General features: G+C 51.4%; 19 protein-coding genes. 14 read left to right on the top strand and 5 right to left on the bottom strand.

The genetic code is table 11. From position 1 onward, the window contains the following. Positions 1 to 33 precede the first annotated feature (33 nt). A complete protein-coding gene (locus ACUVOF_RS20565) occupies positions 34 to 1302 on the top strand; it encodes a lytic murein transglycosylase (RefSeq protein WP_447046117.1) in 1269 nt (422 codons plus the stop codon). Between the two features lie 42 nt (positions 1303 to 1344). Next, entirely contained in the window at positions 1345 to 1899 is a 555-nt protein-coding gene (rloA3, locus tag ACUVOF_RS20560; protein ID WP_447046116.1) for a retropepsin-like aspartic peptidase RloA3, read from the top strand. A gap of 7 nt (positions 1900 to 1906) precedes the next feature. Here rloA3 and ACUVOF_RS20555 read toward each other — a convergent pair whose 3' ends face one another. Then, positions 1907 to 2620, bottom strand: a complete 714-nt coding sequence (locus tag ACUVOF_RS20555; RefSeq protein WP_447046115.1) for a 16S rRNA (uracil(1498)-N(3))-methyltransferase — start codon at positions 2618 to 2620, stop codon at positions 1907 to 1909. Positions 2621 to 2754: 134 nt separating this feature from the next. Between ACUVOF_RS20555 and phaR the strand changes: the two genes are divergently transcribed. The 6 genes from phaR (at position 2755) to coq7 (ending at position 7093) form a co-directional block, all read left to right on the top strand. Continuing rightward, entirely contained in the window at positions 2755 to 3261 is a 507-nt protein-coding gene (gene phaR, locus ACUVOF_RS20550; RefSeq protein WP_447046114.1) for a polyhydroxyalkanoate synthesis repressor PhaR, read from the top strand. Between the two features lie 66 nt (positions 3262 to 3327). Beyond that, positions 3328 to 4629 carry a phosphoribosylamine--glycine ligase gene (gene purD / locus ACUVOF_RS20545; protein WP_447046113.1) on the top strand — a complete coding sequence of 434 codons (1302 nt, stop codon included), beginning with the start codon at positions 3328 to 3330 and terminating at the stop codon, positions 4627 to 4629. A gap of 85 nt (positions 4630 to 4714) precedes the next feature. Continuing rightward, a complete protein-coding gene (locus ACUVOF_RS20540) occupies positions 4715 to 5155 on the top strand; it encodes an acyl-CoA thioesterase (RefSeq protein WP_447046112.1) in 441 nt (146 codons plus the stop codon). Next, entirely contained in the window at positions 5155 to 6027 is an 873-nt protein-coding gene (locus tag ACUVOF_RS20535; protein ID WP_008959627.1) for a phosphoribulokinase, read from the top strand. Before ACUVOF_RS20540 ends, ACUVOF_RS20535 begins: the two co-directional genes overlap by 1 nt. Before the next feature lie 43 nt (positions 6028 to 6070). Beyond that, positions 6071 to 6412, top strand: coding sequence for a histidine triad nucleotide-binding protein (locus ACUVOF_RS20530; RefSeq protein WP_447046111.1), 342 nt, complete (start codon positions 6071 to 6073; stop codon positions 6410 to 6412). Positions 6413 to 6451: 39 nt separating this feature from the next. Then, positions 6452 to 7093 (top strand): 2-polyprenyl-3-methyl-6-methoxy-1,4-benzoquinone monooxygenase, encoded by a 642-nt coding sequence (gene coq7 / locus ACUVOF_RS20525; protein WP_447046110.1) that lies wholly within the window; start codon positions 6452 to 6454, stop codon positions 7091 to 7093. A gap of 118 nt (positions 7094 to 7211) precedes the next feature. On the opposite strand, the gene ettA is transcribed toward coq7, so the two are convergent. The 4 genes from ettA to ACUVOF_RS20505 form a co-directional block, all read right to left on the bottom strand. Then, on the bottom strand, positions 7212 to 8873 hold the full coding sequence (ettA, locus tag ACUVOF_RS20520; protein ID WP_447046109.1) for an energy-dependent translational throttle protein EttA: 1662 nt from the start codon (positions 8871 to 8873) through the stop codon (positions 7212 to 7214). Between the two features lie 153 nt (positions 8874 to 9026). After that, positions 9027 to 9239, bottom strand: a complete 213-nt coding sequence (locus tag ACUVOF_RS20515) for a PA3496 family putative envelope integrity protein (protein ID WP_447046108.1) — start codon at positions 9237 to 9239, stop codon at positions 9027 to 9029. 200 nt (positions 9240 to 9439) lie between these two features. Further along, a complete protein-coding gene (locus ACUVOF_RS20510) occupies positions 9440 to 9862 on the bottom strand; it encodes a PAS domain S-box protein (RefSeq protein ID WP_447046107.1) in 423 nt (140 codons plus the stop codon). Positions 9863 to 10101: 239 nt separating this feature from the next. After that, on the bottom strand, positions 10102 to 11415 hold the full coding sequence (locus tag ACUVOF_RS20505; protein ID WP_447046106.1) for an MFS transporter: 1314 nt from the start codon (positions 11413 to 11415) through the stop codon (positions 10102 to 10104). A gap of 127 nt (positions 11416 to 11542) precedes the next feature. Between ACUVOF_RS20505 and ACUVOF_RS20500 the strand changes: the two genes are divergently transcribed. The 6 genes from ACUVOF_RS20500 (at position 11543) to ACUVOF_RS20475 (ending at position 19131) form a co-directional block, all read left to right on the top strand. Then, the gene (locus ACUVOF_RS20500) at positions 11543 to 11812 is read left to right on the top strand and encodes a SelT/SelW/SelH family protein (protein WP_447046105.1); all 270 of its coding nucleotides are present in this window, start codon (positions 11543 to 11545) and stop codon (positions 11810 to 11812) included. Beyond that, a complete protein-coding gene (locus tag ACUVOF_RS20495; RefSeq protein WP_447046104.1) occupies positions 11809 to 12681 on the top strand; it encodes a DMT family transporter in 873 nt (290 codons plus the stop codon). Before ACUVOF_RS20500 ends, ACUVOF_RS20495 begins: the two co-directional genes overlap by 4 nt. Before the next feature lie 253 nt (positions 12682 to 12934). Further along, on the top strand, positions 12935 to 14791 hold the full coding sequence (locus tag ACUVOF_RS20490) for a TolC family outer membrane protein (protein WP_447046103.1): 1857 nt from the start codon (positions 12935 to 12937) through the stop codon (positions 14789 to 14791). 115 nt (positions 14792 to 14906) lie between these two features. Next, positions 14907 to 17078, top strand: a complete 2172-nt coding sequence (locus ACUVOF_RS20485) for a type I secretion system permease/ATPase (protein ID WP_447046102.1) — start codon at positions 14907 to 14909, stop codon at positions 17076 to 17078. Continuing rightward, positions 17078 to 18505: an HlyD family type I secretion periplasmic adaptor subunit gene (locus ACUVOF_RS20480; RefSeq protein ID WP_447046101.1), complete on the top strand. Its 1428-nt coding sequence runs from the start codon at positions 17078 to 17080 to the stop codon at positions 18503 to 18505. The genes ACUVOF_RS20485 and ACUVOF_RS20480 overlap by 1 nt, the downstream gene beginning before the upstream one ends. Next, a complete protein-coding gene (locus tag ACUVOF_RS20475; protein WP_447046100.1) occupies positions 18505 to 19131 on the top strand; it encodes a response regulator transcription factor in 627 nt (208 codons plus the stop codon). Before ACUVOF_RS20480 ends, ACUVOF_RS20475 begins: the two co-directional genes overlap by 1 nt. The last annotated feature ends 187 nt before the right edge of the window (positions 19132 to 19318 follow it).

Raw genomic sequence — 19318 nt, 5'->3', positions numbered from 1 at the left:
GGGCATGCCAAGGACTGCCTAAGGATATAAATAATGGTTGGTAATTTATCGGTTGGGCGGCGCTGTCGCCCCATTATGTGTTTCTCATTAATAGCAGCGTTAAGCACGTCTTTTGCAGGAAGCGTAGCGCTAGCAAACGCTCAATTAATGTCAGAAGTAGATACTCAGGCGGCCACCGACGTTAGCTATGCTAATTTTCAGGAATGGCTTCAACAATTTCGTCAGTATGCAGCGGATCAGGGAATCAGCGAAGCGACCCTGAGTGAAGCGCTGGATGGCGTACGCTATCGTGAGCGTGTCATTGAGCTCGATGGCTATCAGCCTGAATTCGTGCGACCTATCTGGGAGTACCTTGATACCGCGGTTTCGTCCACACGTATTAATACCGGCCGTGAGAAATTGGCTGAGCACCGCGATACCGCACAGCAGATGCAGCAGCGTTTTGGCGTGCCTGCCGAAATTATTGTTGCCATTTGGGGCATTGAAAGTAACTACGGCAGTAATTTCGGTGATTTTTCGACGTTAGAGTCCCTTGCCACGCTGGCTTATGATGGTCGGCGCCGTGATTTTGCTCGTGGTGAGTTGCTCGCTGCGTTACGTATCATCGACGAGGGAGATATCGCTGCTGAGCAGATGAAAGGGTCCTGGGCGGGGGCTATGGGCCATACCCAGTTTATCCCGAGCAGCTTTGAAGCCTATGCCGTAGATGGCGATGGCGATGGCCGTCGTGATATCTGGGGCAGCATCCCCGACGTCATGGCATCAACAGCTAACTATCTTGACCGAGCCGGTTGGCAAACAGGCCAGCCTTGGGGGGTTGAGGTGCGTTTGCCTGAAGGCTTCGATTATGCCCAAACCGAGCGACGCAGCACCGCCGAATGGCGTTCTCAGGGCGTTCAGGCGCAACAGGGTGAGTTGCCGGACTTCGATAGCGCTGCCATCGTCATTCCGGCTGGCGCTGATGGTCCCGCTTTTTTAGTCGGCGCTAACTTTCGCGCGATCCTACGCTATAACAATGCCACCAGTTATGCGTTGGCCGTGGCAACGCTCGGGGATGCGATTGCCGGACGAGATGGTATTCAGCACGGCTGGCCGCGGGATCAAGCGCCACTCACCCGTGATGATGTTCAAGAGCTTCAGCGGGCGTTAAACCGGGCCGGTTACTCGGTAGGTGGCGCTGATGGCGTCATGGGGCCCAATACGCGGCAAGGTTTACGGAACTTTCAGCGTGATCAAGGGTTAATACCAGATGGATTTGCGACACAAGCGTTGCTTGAACGATTACGCAGCCGTTTCCAGTAAGTAATGATTGTGAAGTGATTTAAATGGACCAAGGATGATGCTATGCAATTAATGGATAAGCTGTTGTTTGGCGGTATGTTGATGGGGGGGCTGCTCTCAGCCTCTGTGACGATGGCTGATGACGAACAAGTCTTCGGCTGGGTTGAAAAAGCAACGCTACAGCCCTGGGATATCGAGGTAAAAGCCAAACTCGATAGTGGGGCCTTAACCTCTTCGCTCGATGCGCGGAATATTGAGCTTTTTGAAAAAGATGATCAAGAGTGGGTGCGCTTTCGTCTGAAGCTTGAAGATCAGGCGAGTGGTGATGTGTTTAGCGATCAAATTGAGCGTCCCCTCTACCGTGAGCTTGCCGTGCGTGGCGCTGGGGGGCGCGATGAGCGCCCAGTCGTGCTGTTGGAAGTCTGTATGGGGGATACTATTTACGAAGAACAGTTCAGCCTGCGTGATCGTGAAGAAATGAATTATCCGTTACTGCTAGGTCGCCGCACGATTAGTCATTTAGGCTTGCTCGATGTGCGTAACACCTTCTTGCAAGAACCAGCATGTGGGGAAAACGCTGACGTTGTTCCCCATGACCCCGAAGATAACCAGTCTTAATTGCCGCTTAAAACAGCCGTGACAGTAGCGCGGTCACGGCTGTTTCGACACGTAAAATGCGCGGGCCAAGATGCATTCCCTCGCAGCCAGCCGCAAGCAGTTGCTCAACTTCCCAGCTAATAAAGCCTCCCTCTGGGCCTACCAGTAATAAAGTAGGTTCATTGATATTTCTTGGGCAGGCATTTGGCATGCCAGGGTGGGCGAGCAGGCCTCTTCGTTGGCTAAGTAAACCGGGTAATTGCTGCTCAAAAAAGGGACGGAAGCCTTTACTCAAAGTGACAGTAGGTAGCTGTGTGTCGCGCGCTTGCTCCAAGCCTAAGAGTAGGTGCTGGTGAATTTTATCAGTGCGTAATTCAGGGGACTGCCAGTAGCTTTTTTCTACCCGTTTGGTATGCAGCAGGGTAATCTCTTTTACGCCCAATGCGGTTACGTGCTCTAGGGTGCGCGCTAGCATCCGTGGGCGGGGCAGGGCCAAAACTAGATGCACGGGTAACGGTGGAGGCGGTGGCTCGTCAAGGGTTTCTAACTTGAAATACGCGCGTTCCGCGGTGAGCTCTTTTAACAGTGCTTTGCCCATGTTGCCACCCTGTACACCCACCGTCAGAAGATCGCCTGGGGTTGAACGATGGACGTCGCGCAGATGTGACAGTCGACGTGGGTCGGTGATGCAGACGTAGCCGTCGTCGGTAAGATCGTTAGAGTCGAGTAGTATCAAATTCATAGTGATGGTCTATTGGTCACAGAATAGGCTTAGTGCGCTTATCAATATATCAAGGTGGCTTGCATGGGCGCGTGGTGCAGGCACAATACCAGTAACGGGAATAAAACCCCCTATCGCGTTTAAGGAGATGCGCCGTGCGCGTTATTCGCAAGTATGCTAACCGAAGGTTGTACGATACTCAGCAAAGTCGTTATGTCACGCTGGAGGATCTACGTCATTTAATCATCGAAGAAGAGCCGTTTCGGGTGGAAGATGCCAAAAGCGGAGAAGATCTGACGCGCACTATTTTGCTTTCCATCATTATCGAGCAGGAGCAGGCGGACAGCGAGGCGGAAGTGTTTTCTAACGATCTGTTGGCACAGTTAATTCGTGTTTACGATATGACATCACCGTTGCCGCTGTCGCGTTATCTAGAGCAGGGCACGCAACTGATGTTAGAGCAGCAAAAACGCCTACAAAGCCAGTGGAAGCAGGCGATGCGTAACACACCGTTGGAGTTTATGCGCGAACTAGCCGAAGAGAACATGCGCTTTTGGCAAAACACCTTGAATCAGCCCGGCCAAACCGACGAGCCTGGCGATGCGGAGCAGCCTGAGGGAGATAGCAGTGACACCCACAATGATAACAAGCCCTCCTCTTGAGCCCACTCGTTGCCGTGCTGTGGCATAATGCCGCCGATAACGCTCTCCCGTTTGAGAAGGATGCACATGAAGGTTTTGATGATAGGCGGCGGTGGTCGTGAACATGCTCTGGCTTGGAAATTGGCGCAATCGGATCAGGTTGAGCAGGTGTTTGTCGCCCCTGGGAATGCTGGTACCGCAACGGAGCCTAAGTTAACGAACGTGGCGATTGCCGCAACGGATCTAGACAGTCTGCTGGCCTTTGCGCGCGATGAGCAGATTGGTCTCACCGTGGTAGGCCCTGAAGCGCCTTTGGTTGAGGGCGTTGTCGACCGTTTCCAAGCGGCAGGTTTAACGATTTTCGGTCCTACTCAGGCGGCCGCTCAGTTAGAAGGTTCAAAATCGTTTACTAAGGATTTCCTGGCTCGCCATGACATTCCTTCTGCTGACTATCAGACGTTTACCGAGGTGGACCCTGCGCTTGCCTACCTGCGCAAAATGGGTGCCCCCATTGTGATTAAGGCGGATGGCTTGGCCGCTGGCAAAGGCGTCATTGTGGCGCTTAGCGAAGCCGAAGCCGAGGCCGCAATTCGTGACATGCTTGAAGCCAATGCGTTTGGTGGTGCGGGCGCTCGCGTGGTGATTGAAGAGTTCCTGGAAGGGGAGGAGGCGAGCTTTATTGTCATGGTGGACGGTGAGAATGTTTTACCCATGGCCACCAGCCAGGATCATAAGCGCGCCTACGATGGTGATACGGGCCCGAATACCGGTGGTATGGGCGCCTATTCGCCAGCGCCGGTGGTAACCCCTGAGGTTGACGCGCGTATTATGGAACAGGTGATTTTGCCTACCGTGCGGGGCATGGCCGCTGAGGGCAATGCTTATACTGGGTTCTTGTACGCAGGTTTGATGATTGATGCGGCAGGTAACCCCCGCGTTATTGAGTACAACTGCCGTTTTGGTGATCCTGAAACGCAGCCGATTATGCTCCGTTTGGCCTCTGACTTTGCAAAGCTTTGCTTAGCGGGCGCGGAGGGCCGGTTGGCCGGGCAGCGTTGTGATTGGGATTCTCGCGCTGCAGTGGGTGTCGTACTGGCCGCAGGTGGCTATCCTGGCAGTTACCGTAAAGGCGATGTCATTCACGGCTTAGCAGATGCTGAGCAAGCGGGCTGTAAGGTGTTTCACGCAGGCACCGCGCAAAATGCTCAAGGTGAGGTCACGACAGCTGGCGGTCGCGTACTATGCGTGACGGCATTGGGCAACAGCGTCTCGGAGGCACAGCAACAAGCGTACCAAGGGGCTAATGCTATTCACTGGGAAGGAGTCGAATTTCGCCGTGATATCGCTTTCAGGGCGATCGCCCGCGAAGAAATGCCCGCTAAGAAATAGGTAAGCCTGACTGACACTGAAGGTAAATACTAAACGGATACCCGATTAATCAGAGGCTTCCTAATCCACTGACGAGGAAACAGACATGGAGCGTGTCACGCTGGACTTTCCCGCGGAAGCGGTTATTCATCGGCATCCTTTGACAGTGCGGGTAACCGATATGAATTACGGGCGCCACTTGGGGCATGATGCATTGGTATCTTTACTGCATGAGGCGCGAATTCAAGCCTTTGCAGCGCTGGATCTGCCAGAGTGGGATATTCATGGGTATCCTTCGGTTGTCGCTGATCTCGCGGTACAGTATCAACATGAAGCACGCTGGCCTGACGCATTAATGATTGCGACTGCCGTGCCTGAGCCCCAGGGTAAAGCGTTGACGATTTACCAGCGTATTTACCAAGTCGATTCTCAGCAGATAGTGGCAACAGCACGGGTCAACCAACTACTGGTCAATGTCGCTACTGGGCGCCCGGTTGAGGTGCCTGAACAGGTTAAACAAGCGCTTGCCCACGCGAGGAATGGCTGATGTCGCGGGAGTATCCGATTATTGCGGTGACCGGCTCTTCAGGTGCGGGTACTACCACCGTTCGGCGCAGCTTTGAGCGGATGTTTCTGCGTGAAGATGTGCATGCGGCCGTGGTTGATGGCGATGCCTTTCACCGCTACACCCGCGATGATTTGCACCGTATCTTCCGTGAAGAACCTGAGCGAAAAGATGAGCTTTCTCATTTTGCGGTTGAAGCTAACTTGCTGGATCGTCTGGAAGGTCTGTTCAGCGAGTATGGCGAACATGGTTCGGGTACTTTTCGGCATTATATTCACGCCGAAGATAAGCAGAAAATTGAAGCGGGTTACCGAGTAGGCACTTTCACCGAATGGCAATCACTGCCCTGTGGAACAGACTTGCTATTTTATGAAGGCTTGCACGGTGGGTTGGTCACTGAAGAGTACGATATTGCTCGTCATGTGGATCTGTTGGTAGGCGTAGCACCGACCATGAATCTAGAGTGGATTCAAAAAATTGACCGTGACACCAAGCTACGTGGCTATTCACAAGAAGCCGTCATTGACACTATCTTGGGCCGGATGGACGACTACGTGCGCTATATTCAACCGCAGTTTTCGCGTACCCACATTAACTTTCAGCGTGTACCTACCGTCGATACTTCTAACCCCTTTGAAGTGCAAGATATCCCTACTGACGCAGAGTCGTTTGTGGTCATCCGTTTTCGAGACCCCTCCACCGTTGATTTCCCTTGGCTGCTGGCGATGATTAAAGACTCGTTTATGACCCGCCCGCATACATTGGTGGTACCTGGCGCCAGGATGTCGCTGGCAATGGAGCTAATACTCGCTCCCTTGGTTAGGCATTTACTGGCGCAGCGTCGCTTCCGTTAATCGTGACGGCCAGCATTGCTTGAAAGCCGTTAAGGAGAGTTATATGGATTGCCTGTTTTGCAAAATCATTAAGCGTGAAATTCCCGCTGATATCGTTTACGAAGATGACCACGTGTTGGCATTTAACGATATTGGCCCCCAAGCGCCGACGCATCAGTTGATCATTCCTAAAAAGCATATCGCGACGCTCAATGATATCGATGAAACCGACCTCGTCACGGTAGGGCGGCTGCAGTTTACCGCTGCCAAGCTTGCCCGCGAGCAAGGCTTTGCTGAAGATGGCTATCGTGTGGTGATGAACTGCAACGAAATGGGCGGGCAAACGGTCTACCATATCCACATGCATTTAATGGGTGGGCGCGCCTTTACATGGCCCGCTGGTTGAGCAAAGCAACCCGCTATCGTAAAACAATGGAGTGTTGCCATGGATCGTCACCAGAGTCGTTCAGATCGTATGATTCATCAATTTGATACCCTTTTACGTACGCTAATGCCGCATGCTGCCTCTTCGCAACGCACTAATCCTGCTGAAGGTGTGATCGATGGAGCGCTTGATGATCAAGAGCGCCGCCATGCAGCGGGTGTAATGCGCATTAACCATACCGGTGAAGTGTGTCTCCAGGCGTTGTACCAAGGACAGGGGATGACAGCGAAGCTTCCTCATGCGCGTAGGCAGATGGAACAATCAGCGCTGGAGGAAACCGATCATCAGGCATGGTGTGACGAGCGTCTGGAGCAGTTGCACAGCCGCGTCAGTTATTTAAACCCATTCTTTTATGTAGCTTCATTTAGCATCGGGGCCGCGACGGGTGCAGTAAGCGATCGCGTTAGCTTAGGTTTCGTAGCAGCGACCGAAGAACAGTCTGTGAAGCAACTTGATGCACACCAAAAGTCGCTTCCCCTAGGCGATAATCGTTCACGTGCCATACTGCGTCAAATAGCGGTTGATGAAGCGCATCACGCGCATCTTGCCTTAGAGTCGGGAGGCGCACGCTTTCCAGCGCCGGTGAAATGGGGAATGCGTCTTGCCTCTAAAGCAATGACTAAAAGCGTTTATCACCTATAAAACACATTCACGACGTACCTGATGAATGCAGCGTTGCTACAACGCCATCGCAAACGAAAAAGGCCCCGCTAAGCGGGGCCTTGTACTCTCAACATCTATTGCAGATAGAAACGAATTATTAGGCATCAATACGTTTGTACTTCATGCGCTTAGGTGTATCGGTACCGACCCGCTTTTTATGGTCTTCTTCGTATTCTGCGTAGTTGCCCTCAAATAGCACCACTTCTGAATCACCTTCGAAGGCCATAATATGCGTAGCAATACGGTCCAGGAACCAGCGATCGTGAGAGATCACCATGGCGCAGCCAGGGAAGGCCAGCAGTGCGTCTTCCAGTGCCCGCAGGGTTTCAATATCCAAGTCGTTAGAGGGCTCATCAAGGAGCAAAACGTTAGCGCCTTGTTTGAGCGTTTGGGCGAGTTGTAAGCGGCCGCGCTCACCACCGGAAAGCTCCGATAGGCGCTTCTGCTGGTCGTTACCCTTAAAATTAAAGCGACCCACATAGGCACGAGAAGAGACTTCGTAGCCATTAATGTTAAGGATGTCCTGACCATCGGAGACGGCCTCCCAGACGGTCTGCTTATCGTCCAAGTTGTCGCGAAGCTGCTCAACGTAGGCGATATCGACGGTCTCACCAATCACCACCTCGCCAGCATCCGGTTGCTGTTTGCCGGTAATAAGCTGGAACATGGTCGATTTGCCTGCCCCGTTGCCGCCGACAATACCGACAATGGCGCCGGGAGGAATCGTGAAAGACAAATCCTGATAAAGCAGTTTGTCATCGAATCGTTTGGTGACGTTATGAAACTCGATGACCTTGTCCCCGAGCCGTGGGCCAGGCGGAATGTAAATCTCATTGGTTTCATTACGCTTTTGGAAGTCACCGGACTGCATCTCTTCAAAGCGATTCAAACGGGCCTTGCTTTTCGCCTGGCGGCCTTTGGCATTACTACGTACCCACTCAAGCTCATGCCTAATGGCCTTCTGGCGCGAGGCTTCCTGCTTGGCTTCTTGATTCAAGCGCTGGTCTTTTTGCTCAAGCCACTGGGAGTAGTTGCCTTCAAACGGAATGCCTTGGCCACGGTCTAGCTCAAGAATCCAGCCAGCCACGTTATCCAGGAAGTAACGGTCGTGGGTGATGGCCACTACCGTGCCGTTGTAGTCATGCAAGAAGCGCTCAAGCCAAGCCACCGATTCTGCGTCAAGGTGGTTGGTAGGCTCATCCAGCAGCAGCATATCCGGGCTAGAGAGCAGCAAGCGGCAAAGCGCGACACGGCGGCGCTCACCACCTGACAAATTACCTACTTTGGCATCCCAAGGGGGGAGGCGGAGCGCTTCGGCAGCCACGTCCAACTTGCGCTCAAGGTTATGCGCATCGGCCGCTTCGATAATGTTTTCCAGCCGTGCCTGTTCGCTCGCTAGGGCATCGAAGTCGGCGTCTGGTTCTGCATAGGCTGCGTACACTGCATCTAATTTTTCTTGCGCTTCTTTAATCGCCCCTAGCGCTTCTTCCACGGTGTCGCGGACGTTTTTCTCATCGTCCAGCTCCGGCTCCTGGGGAAGGTAGCCAATGTTGATGCCAGGCATCGGACGAGCTTCACCTTCAAACTCTTTATCGACACCGGCCATAATGCGCAGCAGTGTGGATTTACCCGAACCGTTAAGACCCAATACGCCGATTTTGGCGCCAGGAAAAAACGATAGCGAAATATCCTTGAGAATTTGCTTTTTGGGAGGCACTACTTTGCCAACCCGATTCATGGTGAAAACGTATTGCGCCATGGAGATCCGTTAGGTTGTTGAAAGGAATAAAGTGACAGCAGCAAACTACTGGTTAAGGAGTGATGATAGTGGTCTGGGCCAGGAAAGGCTAGGTTGCTTGCTAGTTGGCAGGCTGAGCCCTCTCATTATTGAGAAGGCCGCACCGTTCCAGACTTACTCTTCTTCGTCCCAGTCATCTTCAATGGCGCGCTGTAATCGGCGTTCTTCTAACCACGCTTCCACTTGGCGACGCGCGCGCAAACTGTCCGCTTTACTTGGTTTACTTTTACCGTAGTGGTCATCATTGACGGCATCTAAGCTTTCGAACTCTTCGGTGTCGAGTGCTTCATTAGTAAACGTGTCACGACTTAGGGGATCACGGCTCATGTGATGTCCTCCAACCCAGCCGGCGTGCCGGCGTAACAATGGCTTCACTTGTTTTCATATGCGAACCATTAAGCACATGCTTTCTATAAAGTGAAGCGCCTAGCGCATTTCGCGCGCCTTGCCGCTATATAACGCCAGTTGGGATGAAGTTCAAGTATTGATGGCTTTTTTTAGTGAGAAAGTTAATCTTTCGCCGATATCTAGTGGTTTTGTAGCTCCGCTAATGCAAGCTGCGCTTCTATGCGTTCCGTCACATCCTTTTGTACGCCAATGTAATACATTAGCTCATCAGCTTCGTCGTAGACCGGGGTAATGGATAGCTCATTCCAAAACATGGTGCCGTCTTTGCGATAATTACGCAGTACTTCACGTGAGGAGCGGCCATCGTTCAGTGCTTCACGAATTGAGATTAGCGCATCCTGATCACGATCTTCGTTTTGTAAAAAACGGCAGTCGCGATACAGTATTTCATCCGCACTATAGCCCGTTAAGCGCTCAAACCCTTTGTTAACGTAGATGAGGATATTTTCATCTCCTTCTCGTTCGGCAACAACAATACCGTCATCCGACGCGTCAACAATACGTTCGAGCAACTCTGGGCTAATCAAGGGAGATCGTTTCATCAAGGGGGTCCTGTAGTAGCTCCAGTCCTTTCAGCCGTTCAAGGTGGTTCTTCTTGCCCATAAACTGGCTGAATTTCTAATCACTTATTATAAGTAGAAGAATAAAAGTGTTCATACACCACTTTTATTTGGGCCTATCATGGCGAGCGTTGTCACGCATTGCAATCATGAACATTATCCTAACGTTAATAGCGCTTGCTAAAGAGGGCTTGCGTTTTATCAAGGTTGGCGGTGCTGTTTCACTCGACTTCGGGTAATCGGTGCGCGCTTAGTGTTGCCCCAACGGCGGTAGCGGCAAGAATTATTAGCAATACAGTACTGCCAAGCCATTGTGCAAGGGCACCAATAATGCCGCCTACGACCAACATTAATAGGCCTGTAAGGGTGTTAGAGAGAGCAATATAAAGCGCGCGATTATCTTGGCCTGCCATGTCAATTAGGTAGGTTTTGCGTCCTAGGCGTACGCCATGGTGAATAATCACCAATAACGCGTATACCGCAGCATAAGGCCAAATGCTTTGCGTCCATCCGCCGGGCAGCCAAGCTAAGCTGGCGCCCAATAAACAGCAAATAGCGGTACCGATCGCTGCATCACGCATGACGCCTCGGCTCGACTGATCCGCGCGTTTCCCCCAAACGGGGCTTGCTACCATCGCGGCAAGTCCGGATACCACAATCAATATGCCTAAGCCGCTGAGGTCGGTACCGCTTTGATCCTGCCCCAGCAGGGCGATGTAGGGCAGGGCTAGCGCGCTTGAGAGTAGCAACGCCCTGGCAAGGTTAAAGTGTAAAAAAGTGCGGTCTTTTTTGAGTAACGATAAACTCTGTTTAAGGCTGTTCCAGCCGCTTTCTCCTCCTTCTATGGCACCAGGGGCCTCTTCAATGCGGGCGGCGGCTAAAGCATTCATTAACCAACCGCTAGCAGCAACTGCTAATAGTATCGCCACAATGTAGCCACTGGACTGACTATCGAGCAGCATTAAAACAGCCCCTGCCGCGAGTGTGGCGCAACCGGCAATGCTGCCGCTCCAGCCCATTAGCGTACCGCGGCGACGCTTGGCAATTGTTTTGCCCAGTACGTCTTTCGTTGCGATAGACGATAAACCCCGAGCAAGGGATAGCAGAACTAGCGTCGCAAGGACTAACGCACCCCCCAACGAGCCCGAGGCGACTAATGCAAGTACGCCAAGCGTTAGTGCCGCTAGCGCTTGGACCAATGCGCCGGCTACCCACACCCACTTGCGCTTAGGCTTTAAGCGGATAAAGCCAGCCACAAAAATTTGTGGAAGTAAGGCGCCTGCCTCACGGATGGGCACCAGCAGGCCTACCATCCATACCGGAGCGCCGATAATACCCATCAACCATGGCAAAACTAAGCGCGCGCTAGACAACTCGTCAGCCAGCTTGTTGCCCAAAGATGCCCATAAGTGTAGGAAAAAATTGCGCGGTTGTTCGTTACACGCACCTTCAGGTATGTCGTCGCACATGCGACTATCTTCATCGCCTGTTAACCATTCATACAGGCGGGATTGTGAAATGTTATGTTCGGCCATTGGAGGTCCTTGGCGGTTTCTACCTATTTCAAGCGCTATCCGTTTCAAGCGCTATCTAACTCAAGCTATCTCTAAATGAGAGTATATCGTTTAAGGTTGCCATATTAACTTTTCTGGGAGTCCGTGGATGTCACGTATTCGAATCCGTTATTGCACTCAATGCCAGTGGCTTCTGCGTAGTGGTTGGTATGCACAAGAATTGCTCTCTACCTTTAGCGAGGGCTTAAGCGAAGTGTCGCTGGCTCCCTCCCATGGTGGAACGTTCGAAATTTGGTGTGACGACGTTCTGTTATGGGAGCGTAAGCGAGATGGTGGTTTTCCCGATATCAAGCTTCTCAAACAACGTGTGCGGGACCAGCTAGAGCCAGGTCGAGATTTAGGGCATATCGACCGATGAGTCAGGACCGGCAAGCTATCCTCTATGGGCTAGGGGCTGTCGCGTTATGGTCGACCGTGGCGACAGCTTTTAAGTTGGCACTTGCTTGGATGAGTCCTTTGGAGCTGATGTGGCTCGCAGCGCTTGTGTCCTGGGTATTGATGGGAGCGCTGGTCGTCAAGCAAGGCAATATAACCACAGCGCTTCGCACCGGCTGGAAAACCGCTGCGTGGGCGGGGTTGATGAACCCAGTGGCCTATTACTTGGTGTTGTTCGCCGCCTATGACCGCCTGCCAGGACAGGAGGCAATGGCGCTAAATTATACCTGGGCCTTAGCGATGGCGTTCTTAGCTGTGCCTTTGCTTGGGCAGCGCTTGACGCGCATGGATATTATGGCTGGGCTGGTAGCCTATGCAGGCGTATGGGTCATCGCGACGCGGGGCTCGGTATTTAATGTCTCTTTCGCCGACCCGTTTGGGGTAGTGATGGCCATAGCCTCTACGTTGCTATGGGCTCTTTACTGGCTGCTCAATGCGCGTGACCCTCGCCCACCACTCGTAGGCCAATGGCAAAATTTCAGCGTAGGCTTGCCTGTGTTAACGGTTTTGTTACTACTCGGCCCAGGTGTGCAATGGCACGGTTGGCCAGCGTTTGGTGCGGGCATTTATGTCGGGCTGTTCGAGATGGGCGTTGCGTTTATTCTCTGGCAGCTGGCGGTACATAAAGTCTCACGTACAGCCAAAGTTTCTAATCTTATTTTCCTGTCGCCCCCTGTGTCACTCATGCTGCTTTTTTTGGTAGTTGGAGAGCCTATTTTGCCTTCCACCCTGATTGGATTGGTATTGATTTTACTAGGGCTGGGACTTCAGCAGCGTCAGCAATTGAACTGATTTTGAGGTGTTAGCTCTCCCAGCATTAGTTCAGTTTTTTTTGTGTTTTTTTGTGTTTTTGTATTACTCTAGGTGAGTAATAAGATTGTATTGAGCATACCTACTAGATATGCTTAGTAAAATATGTCTATTTTCAATTATTGCTTCTGTAGATAGGTGCTAGGCTTGGGGTGGTTAGCCATATAAAAAAGCATGGAGGCTAAACGCTTAGCTGGGTGACTAGAGAAGTGATATCAGCTATAGGGAACATAAAATGAAGCACGCAGTAGCTACAAAAACACTTAAATTTAACTTTCGCTGTGTTTCTCTACCGCTAGTGGCGTTCACCCTGGCTCTAGGGCCGCTCTCTAGTGCGATAGCGCAAACGCTACCTCAAAGTCTTTATTCGCCTGGGAGTAGCGATTTACAAAGCGTTGTACAGAAAGCCATTTCCACCAACCCTGAAGTCGAGGCAGCATGGCGACGCCTCAGTGCCGCAGAACACGATATTGGTGTAGCGCGCGGCAACTACTTGCCCAGTATTGATGCCACTGCAGGTGTGGGGCGAGAAGCTCAAGAAGGTGATGGGCGTGGTAGCTATGAAACTGATTTTGCGGAACTCACGTTAACGCAAATGCTATTTGATGGTTTTGCAACCCGTAGCGAAGTTGAGCGATTAGATCGTTCTAAGCTAGTGACTTATTACGAGTTCATTGGCGCTAGCGAGAATATTGCTCTTGAAGCTGCAGAGGCCTATTTAGATGTCGCGCGCCGTCGAGAGCTTGTGCGGCTGGCCCAAGAAAATTACGCCAAGCATCAGGAAGTTTACCGTCAAATAGAAGAGCGCACCTTGTCAGGCGCGGGTCGTGGTGTTGATCTCGAACAAATCAGCGGCCGTTTAGCGTTGGCGGAGTCAAATTTGATGACCGAAGCGACCAACCTGCATGACGTTACTGCGCGTTACATGCGTATTGTCGGCGATTTACCCGCACAAAATTTGATGCCCGCTCCCTCACTTGATGAAGAGTTACCGGCAAGTGTCAGTGAAGCAGTTGAACTTGCCTTTCAGGGTAATCCTGATTTTCATGCCGCGATTGAAAATATAAATGTTCAACGTGCTGAGCATGAAAGCTCGCGCGCTGCCTTTATGCCCCGCTTGGAAATCCAGGGAAGAACTGGCACCAATAATCAAGATGATGCGATTGCGGGGCGCCGTGATGAAACCAGTATTCAGCTAGTGGCTAGCATGAACTTATACAATGGAGGCAGTGATCTAGCTGCCTACAGAGCTGCTAGCGATCGTATTGAAGAAGCCGTTGATCAGCGGGAACTAGCTTGTACCAATGTCCGTCAGACGACACAAATTGCTTATAATGATGCTCAGCGTCTTCGTGAACAGCTGAACTATTTAAATCAACATCGATTGTCAATTGACCGCGTTCGTGGCGCGTATCAGCAACAGTTTGATATTGGTCAGCGTACCCTCTTGGATGTATTGGATAGCGAAAACGAATACTTCGAAGCCAGCCGCGCTTATACCAACGCTCAGTATGATATTACGCTCGCCGATGCAAGGACACTCGCAGCGACTGGCCAATTAATGCAAGCATTGGAAATTATGCGTGAAGACATGCCAAGCCTCGCTGAACTGGGTAATGACGGTGTGGAAATTACGCCCGATATCCTTTGCCCAGTCGCTGGTCCTGCCGGTTTTACCCTGGAAGACTTTACCGGCGGAGACTTTTCTGCCCCTGCGCCGACTAGAGCGCCGGATGTGACCCTTTCAACAGATGCGTTATTCCCCATTAATAGTGCTGAGCTGGGAACAGATACACGCGATGATCTTTCTCGCCTAGCAACAGAAATAAAAGATCGGGATGATCTCGCTCGCATTTTTATCGCTGGCCACGCTGATATTACCGGAACAGATGAAATCAATGACCCTCTTTCTCAGCGTCGGGCTAATAGTGTCGCCCGCTTTCTCGTTGAGCAGGGGGTAGCGCAGAATCTAATACAAACAGAAGGGTATGGTTCTAAAAGGCCTGTTGCCTCAAACGATACTGTTGAAGGGCGAAAGCTGAACCGGCGCGTTGAAATTACTTTAGAGCGGTTTGACGAGATAAATACGTAAATGATGTATTTGGCCTTAACCTGTTCTTATAGAGTCTTGAAGCTGTTTGAGTAAGGGGATACGGCACATAGCGTTGTTAAAATGCTATGTGCCATTTTATTATAAGAGGTGAACTTTGTCAGAGCATGATCAAACGCTTTCTCGTAAGAAGACGTTGAGTTCCTCATTGAATAATGATGAACTGCTTCTTTGCTTACAGGCTGTGGCTAGGATTCATCAGCATGAGGCTTCCTCTGAATCATTAACGGCGGGTTTGCCGCTTGAAGATGGAAAACTTACTCCCTCGGTTTTTGCCCGAGCGGCCGCCCGGGCGGGCATGACCGCTCGTATTGTTAAAAGTGGACTAGTCAATTTAAACCCCGAACTGTTTCCTGTGGTTGTACTCCTTGAACCCGGCCGTGCATGTATTGTTACTTCCATTGATATAAAAAAGGGTATTGCTAAAGCCATCTTTCCAGAGCTCAATGAAGCCGAAGTCGAGGTTAGTCTTAATGGGCTAGCGTCTAGCTATTCAGGAGAGGCTATATATGTTCGCCCACGCCTGCGGTTAGATAATAACCCTGAAACTAAGAAAAAGAAGGGTGGGCACTGGTTTTGGAGTGTCATTCAGGAGAATAGAAGGCTTTACCGCGACATTCTTATTGGCTCAGTTGCTATTAATTTATTTGCCTTGGCGATGCCGCTATTCGTGCTCAATGTGTACGATCGGGTAGTGCCAAACCAGGCGACCGAAACACTCTGGGTGCTGGCGGGCGGTGTTTTTATAGTGCTCTGCTTTGATTTAGCACTGCGCTTAATGCGCAGTAGCTTTGTGGATTTAGCCGCTAGCCGAGCCGACGTGAAATTGTCCTCTTCGATTATGGCTAAAACGTTGGGGCTGCGTTTAGAAGATCGTCCCGTATCAACGGGATCATTTACTTCGACCCTGCAGTCGTTTGAATCGATACGTGCGTTTATCGGTTCGGCTACCATCCTAGGCATCGTTGATCTGCCTTTTGTGCTGTTATTCGCTGCAATAATCGCCCTCATTAACCCTTGGCTGGTGCTGCCTGTTCTAGCTGGGATTTTGTTTGTCCTGCTCTATGCGTTGGCTGCACAGGGTAAGTTGCATGAGTTATCGCAAACTACCTGGGAAGTGGGCGCCCAGCGTAATGCCCTGCTTGTCGAGTCTGTTTCGCAGCTGGAAAATGTAAAAGCATTGCGTGCCGAAAGCCGTATTCAACGCCATTGGGAAAAAGCCACTGCTTTTCTGTCGCGTACCAGTGCTCAATTGCGACTGGTGAGCACATCGGTTTCGAACGTGGCGCAATGGGCGCAGCATAGTGTGGCGGTCTGCGTCATTATTGTCGGTGTTTATCAAATTATTGAAGGCAACCTTTCTCAGGGCGGTCTTATTGCCGCTTATATGCTCTCCTCTCGAGCAATGGCGCCGATTAGCCAGGCGGCAGCGCTGTTGGCGCAGTATCACCAATCTTCTACAGCGCTAGATTCACTTAATCAAGTGATGGATAAGCGTGTTGAACGCCATGAGGGTAAGGTCTATGTCGAAAAGCCAAGTGTTGCGGGTAGCCTTCTGCTAGAAAAGGTGACGTTCCGTTACCCCAATGAAGAGCGCGATGCGCTGCGCGATGTCTCAATATCGATTAAAGCAGGGGAAAAGGTCGCGTTATTAGGCCGGATAGGCTGTGGTAAGTCTTCACTTAACAAGCTGGTGCTGGGTTTTTATCAGCCCACTGCAGGTGCGGTGTTACTCGACGGCATTGATATCCGACAAATCGACCCTATTCAGCTGCGCCGTCATATTGGCTACGTACCTCAAGATGTCAGTCTTTTTTCAGGCTCATTGCGTGAGAATATTGTCGCGGGCGGTGGTAGTGAGCGTATCGATGATGAAGAGTTGCTCAAGGCACTCGATATTGCGGGCTTACAGTCGTTGGTTAATAGCCATCCTCATGGCGTCGACCTACAGGTAGGCGAGCGAGGCCAAGCACTATCGGGAGGACAAAAGCAGTCCGTAGCGATTGCGCGAGCCTTGGTGCATGACCCAGCGATTTTGCTGTTGGATGAGCCGACAAGCTCTATGGATAACGCCAGTGAAGAGGCCTTTAAGACGAACCTCAGTAACGTGGCCCAAGGTAAAACGATGCTTGTGGTGACGCATCGTACTTCGCTGCTGTCATTGGTGGATCGTATTATCGTGATGGATGCTGGCAAAGTAGTGGCGGATGGCCCTCGCGACACGGTAGTGGAAGCACTCCGGAAAGGTCAGATTGGGAGGGCATCCTAATGGCTCAGAAAAATGAGACTGCCGAACAGAAAGGCTTTGAGGCCATTGGCCGCTTTTCAGAGAAGGGTAAAAAGCCATTCCGACCGTTTATGGATCGCTTGTTTGCGCGCCGCGTTACTTCGGCGCATCTAAGTCGGGATTGGGCAAGCGACACTGATTGGGCGCGTTTGCAACAAGAGCCTATGCGAGCCCGCCTGTTTCTCTACGGCGTCTGCCTTGCTTTCCTCGCGGTTATCGTATGGGCTTGTTTCGCGCCAATAGACGAAGTCACCCGTGGCAGTGGCCGCGTTATCCCCGCTAGCCAGTTGCAAAGGATACAGTCCTTTGATGGCGGTGTTGTTAACCAGATTATGATCCGAGAAGGCCAAATGGTCGAAGCCGGTCAGGTGTTAATGCAAATAGACCCGACCCGGTTTGTCTCGGACTTCCGCGAAAATCGAGCACAGCGTTTTGCCCTGCAAGCAAAAGCGGAACGCTTACGCGCCCTGGTCACTGACTCTCCTTTTGAGCCTAGTGAAGAGCTGCGTCAAGAAGTACCTTCTATCGTGATTCAAGAGCGAGAGGTATACGAGAGTCGTCGCGAAGAGCTGCGCGAACAAGAAAATGTGTTAAGAGATCGTATACGCCAGCGGCAGGAAGAATTAAGAGAGGCCGTTGCTAAGCGCGATACCGCTCAGCGTGAAGCTAATATGTCCAGCCAAGAGCTTAACTTGACGCGACCGCTGCTGGACTCAGGTGCTGTTTCAGAAGTTGAAGTGCTGCGTTTGCAGCGAGACTTGTCACGTGCCACCGGTGAACGTAACCAAGCCGATGCTGCTGTTTCACGGTTAGAAGCAGCGGTCGAAGAGTCGGAAGGTCAGCTACTCGAACTAGGAGCAGAGCGTCGGAGCGAATGGCGTAATGACCTTGCTGAAACGCTGGGGGACTTGAATGCGCTTCAACAATCCGGCACTGGTCTTCAGGATAGGGTGCGGTTAACCGAAATTCGTTCGCCAGTCGATGGTGTGGTGCAGCGCATCCATATCAACACTATCGGTGGCGTTGCCCAGCCGGGGCAAGAGGTAGTCGATATCGTTCCCAGTGACGATCAGCTTTTGGTCGAGGCGCGCATTGCCCCTCAAGACATTGCTTTTTTACATCCCGGTCAGCCAGCCACCATCAAACTAACGGCATACGACTATGCCATTTATGGAGGTCTTAAAGCTGAGTTGGATCACATTAGCGCCGATACCATTACCGATGATGAGGACAACACTTTTTATCTAGTGCGTGTCCGCAGTCTTGCCGAACAAAATGTAGCGGATTCACTTCAGGTTATTCCAGGCATGACCGCGCAAGTGGATATCATAACCGGTAAGCGAACAGTGATGCAGTTTCTGCTCAAGCCTATTCTGCGGGCATGGCGCGACTCGATGGGGGAACGATAATGGGTCATTGGTTTGTGACAATGGATGGCAACCTCAAGGCACGTTGGCAAAAGGCTTTCCCCGATGCACAACCCTCAACGCCTGACTCGGTCGCTCAACATGCTCGGTCTGGCGACTTAGCATGGATAGCAAGTTCAGTTGCTTCGTGGCCGCAACTGACTCAGCGCTTAGTATCGATGGGTTTAACGGTTGTCATACTTAGTTATGCGCCTAATGATAAAGAGGCGCTAAAGTCGTTAGACTTGGGAGCGCGTGGTTATGTGCACACGCTAGCCTCGGTGAATATTCTCAAGCAAGTGGCTCTTGTGGTTACTAATCAAGGTGTTTGGGTAGGCCAGGAATTGCTTGCAAAAGTGATCGGTGGGACATTTAAGGCGTTAACACAGCGGGCCGAAGACTCCACTAATGTCAGTAATGAACATCTCACCCTGCTTACGGAGCGTGAGCGGGGTGTGGCATTAGCGGTAGCACGCGGTGCGACGAATAAAGAAGTCGCTCGTCAGCTTGAAATTACGGAGCGTACTGTCAAAGCCCACTTAAGCGCTATTTTTAGAAAGTTAGCGGTACGCGACCGCCTGCAATTAATGCTCAAACTCTCTTCGATGAAGGAGCCTGTTAGTCAATAAGCTAGGTAATGCGCTCTTGTCTTAGCATCTTCGTGCCCCCGACAGAGCGCACATTTCTCCTATTTCTGACCTAGTTAGTGCCCCGCCGATTACTGTCCATCAGTACAATACTTTTTTATCGATTGCTCACTTACGATGATGATATACGCCGTTAATTCCCTAGTGCTAAGGCGCTAGGCAAACGGCT

The sequence above is a fragment of the Vreelandella sp. H-I2 genome (assembly GCF_052959335.1).
This window is presented reverse-complemented; position numbering and strand designations above follow the sequence as displayed.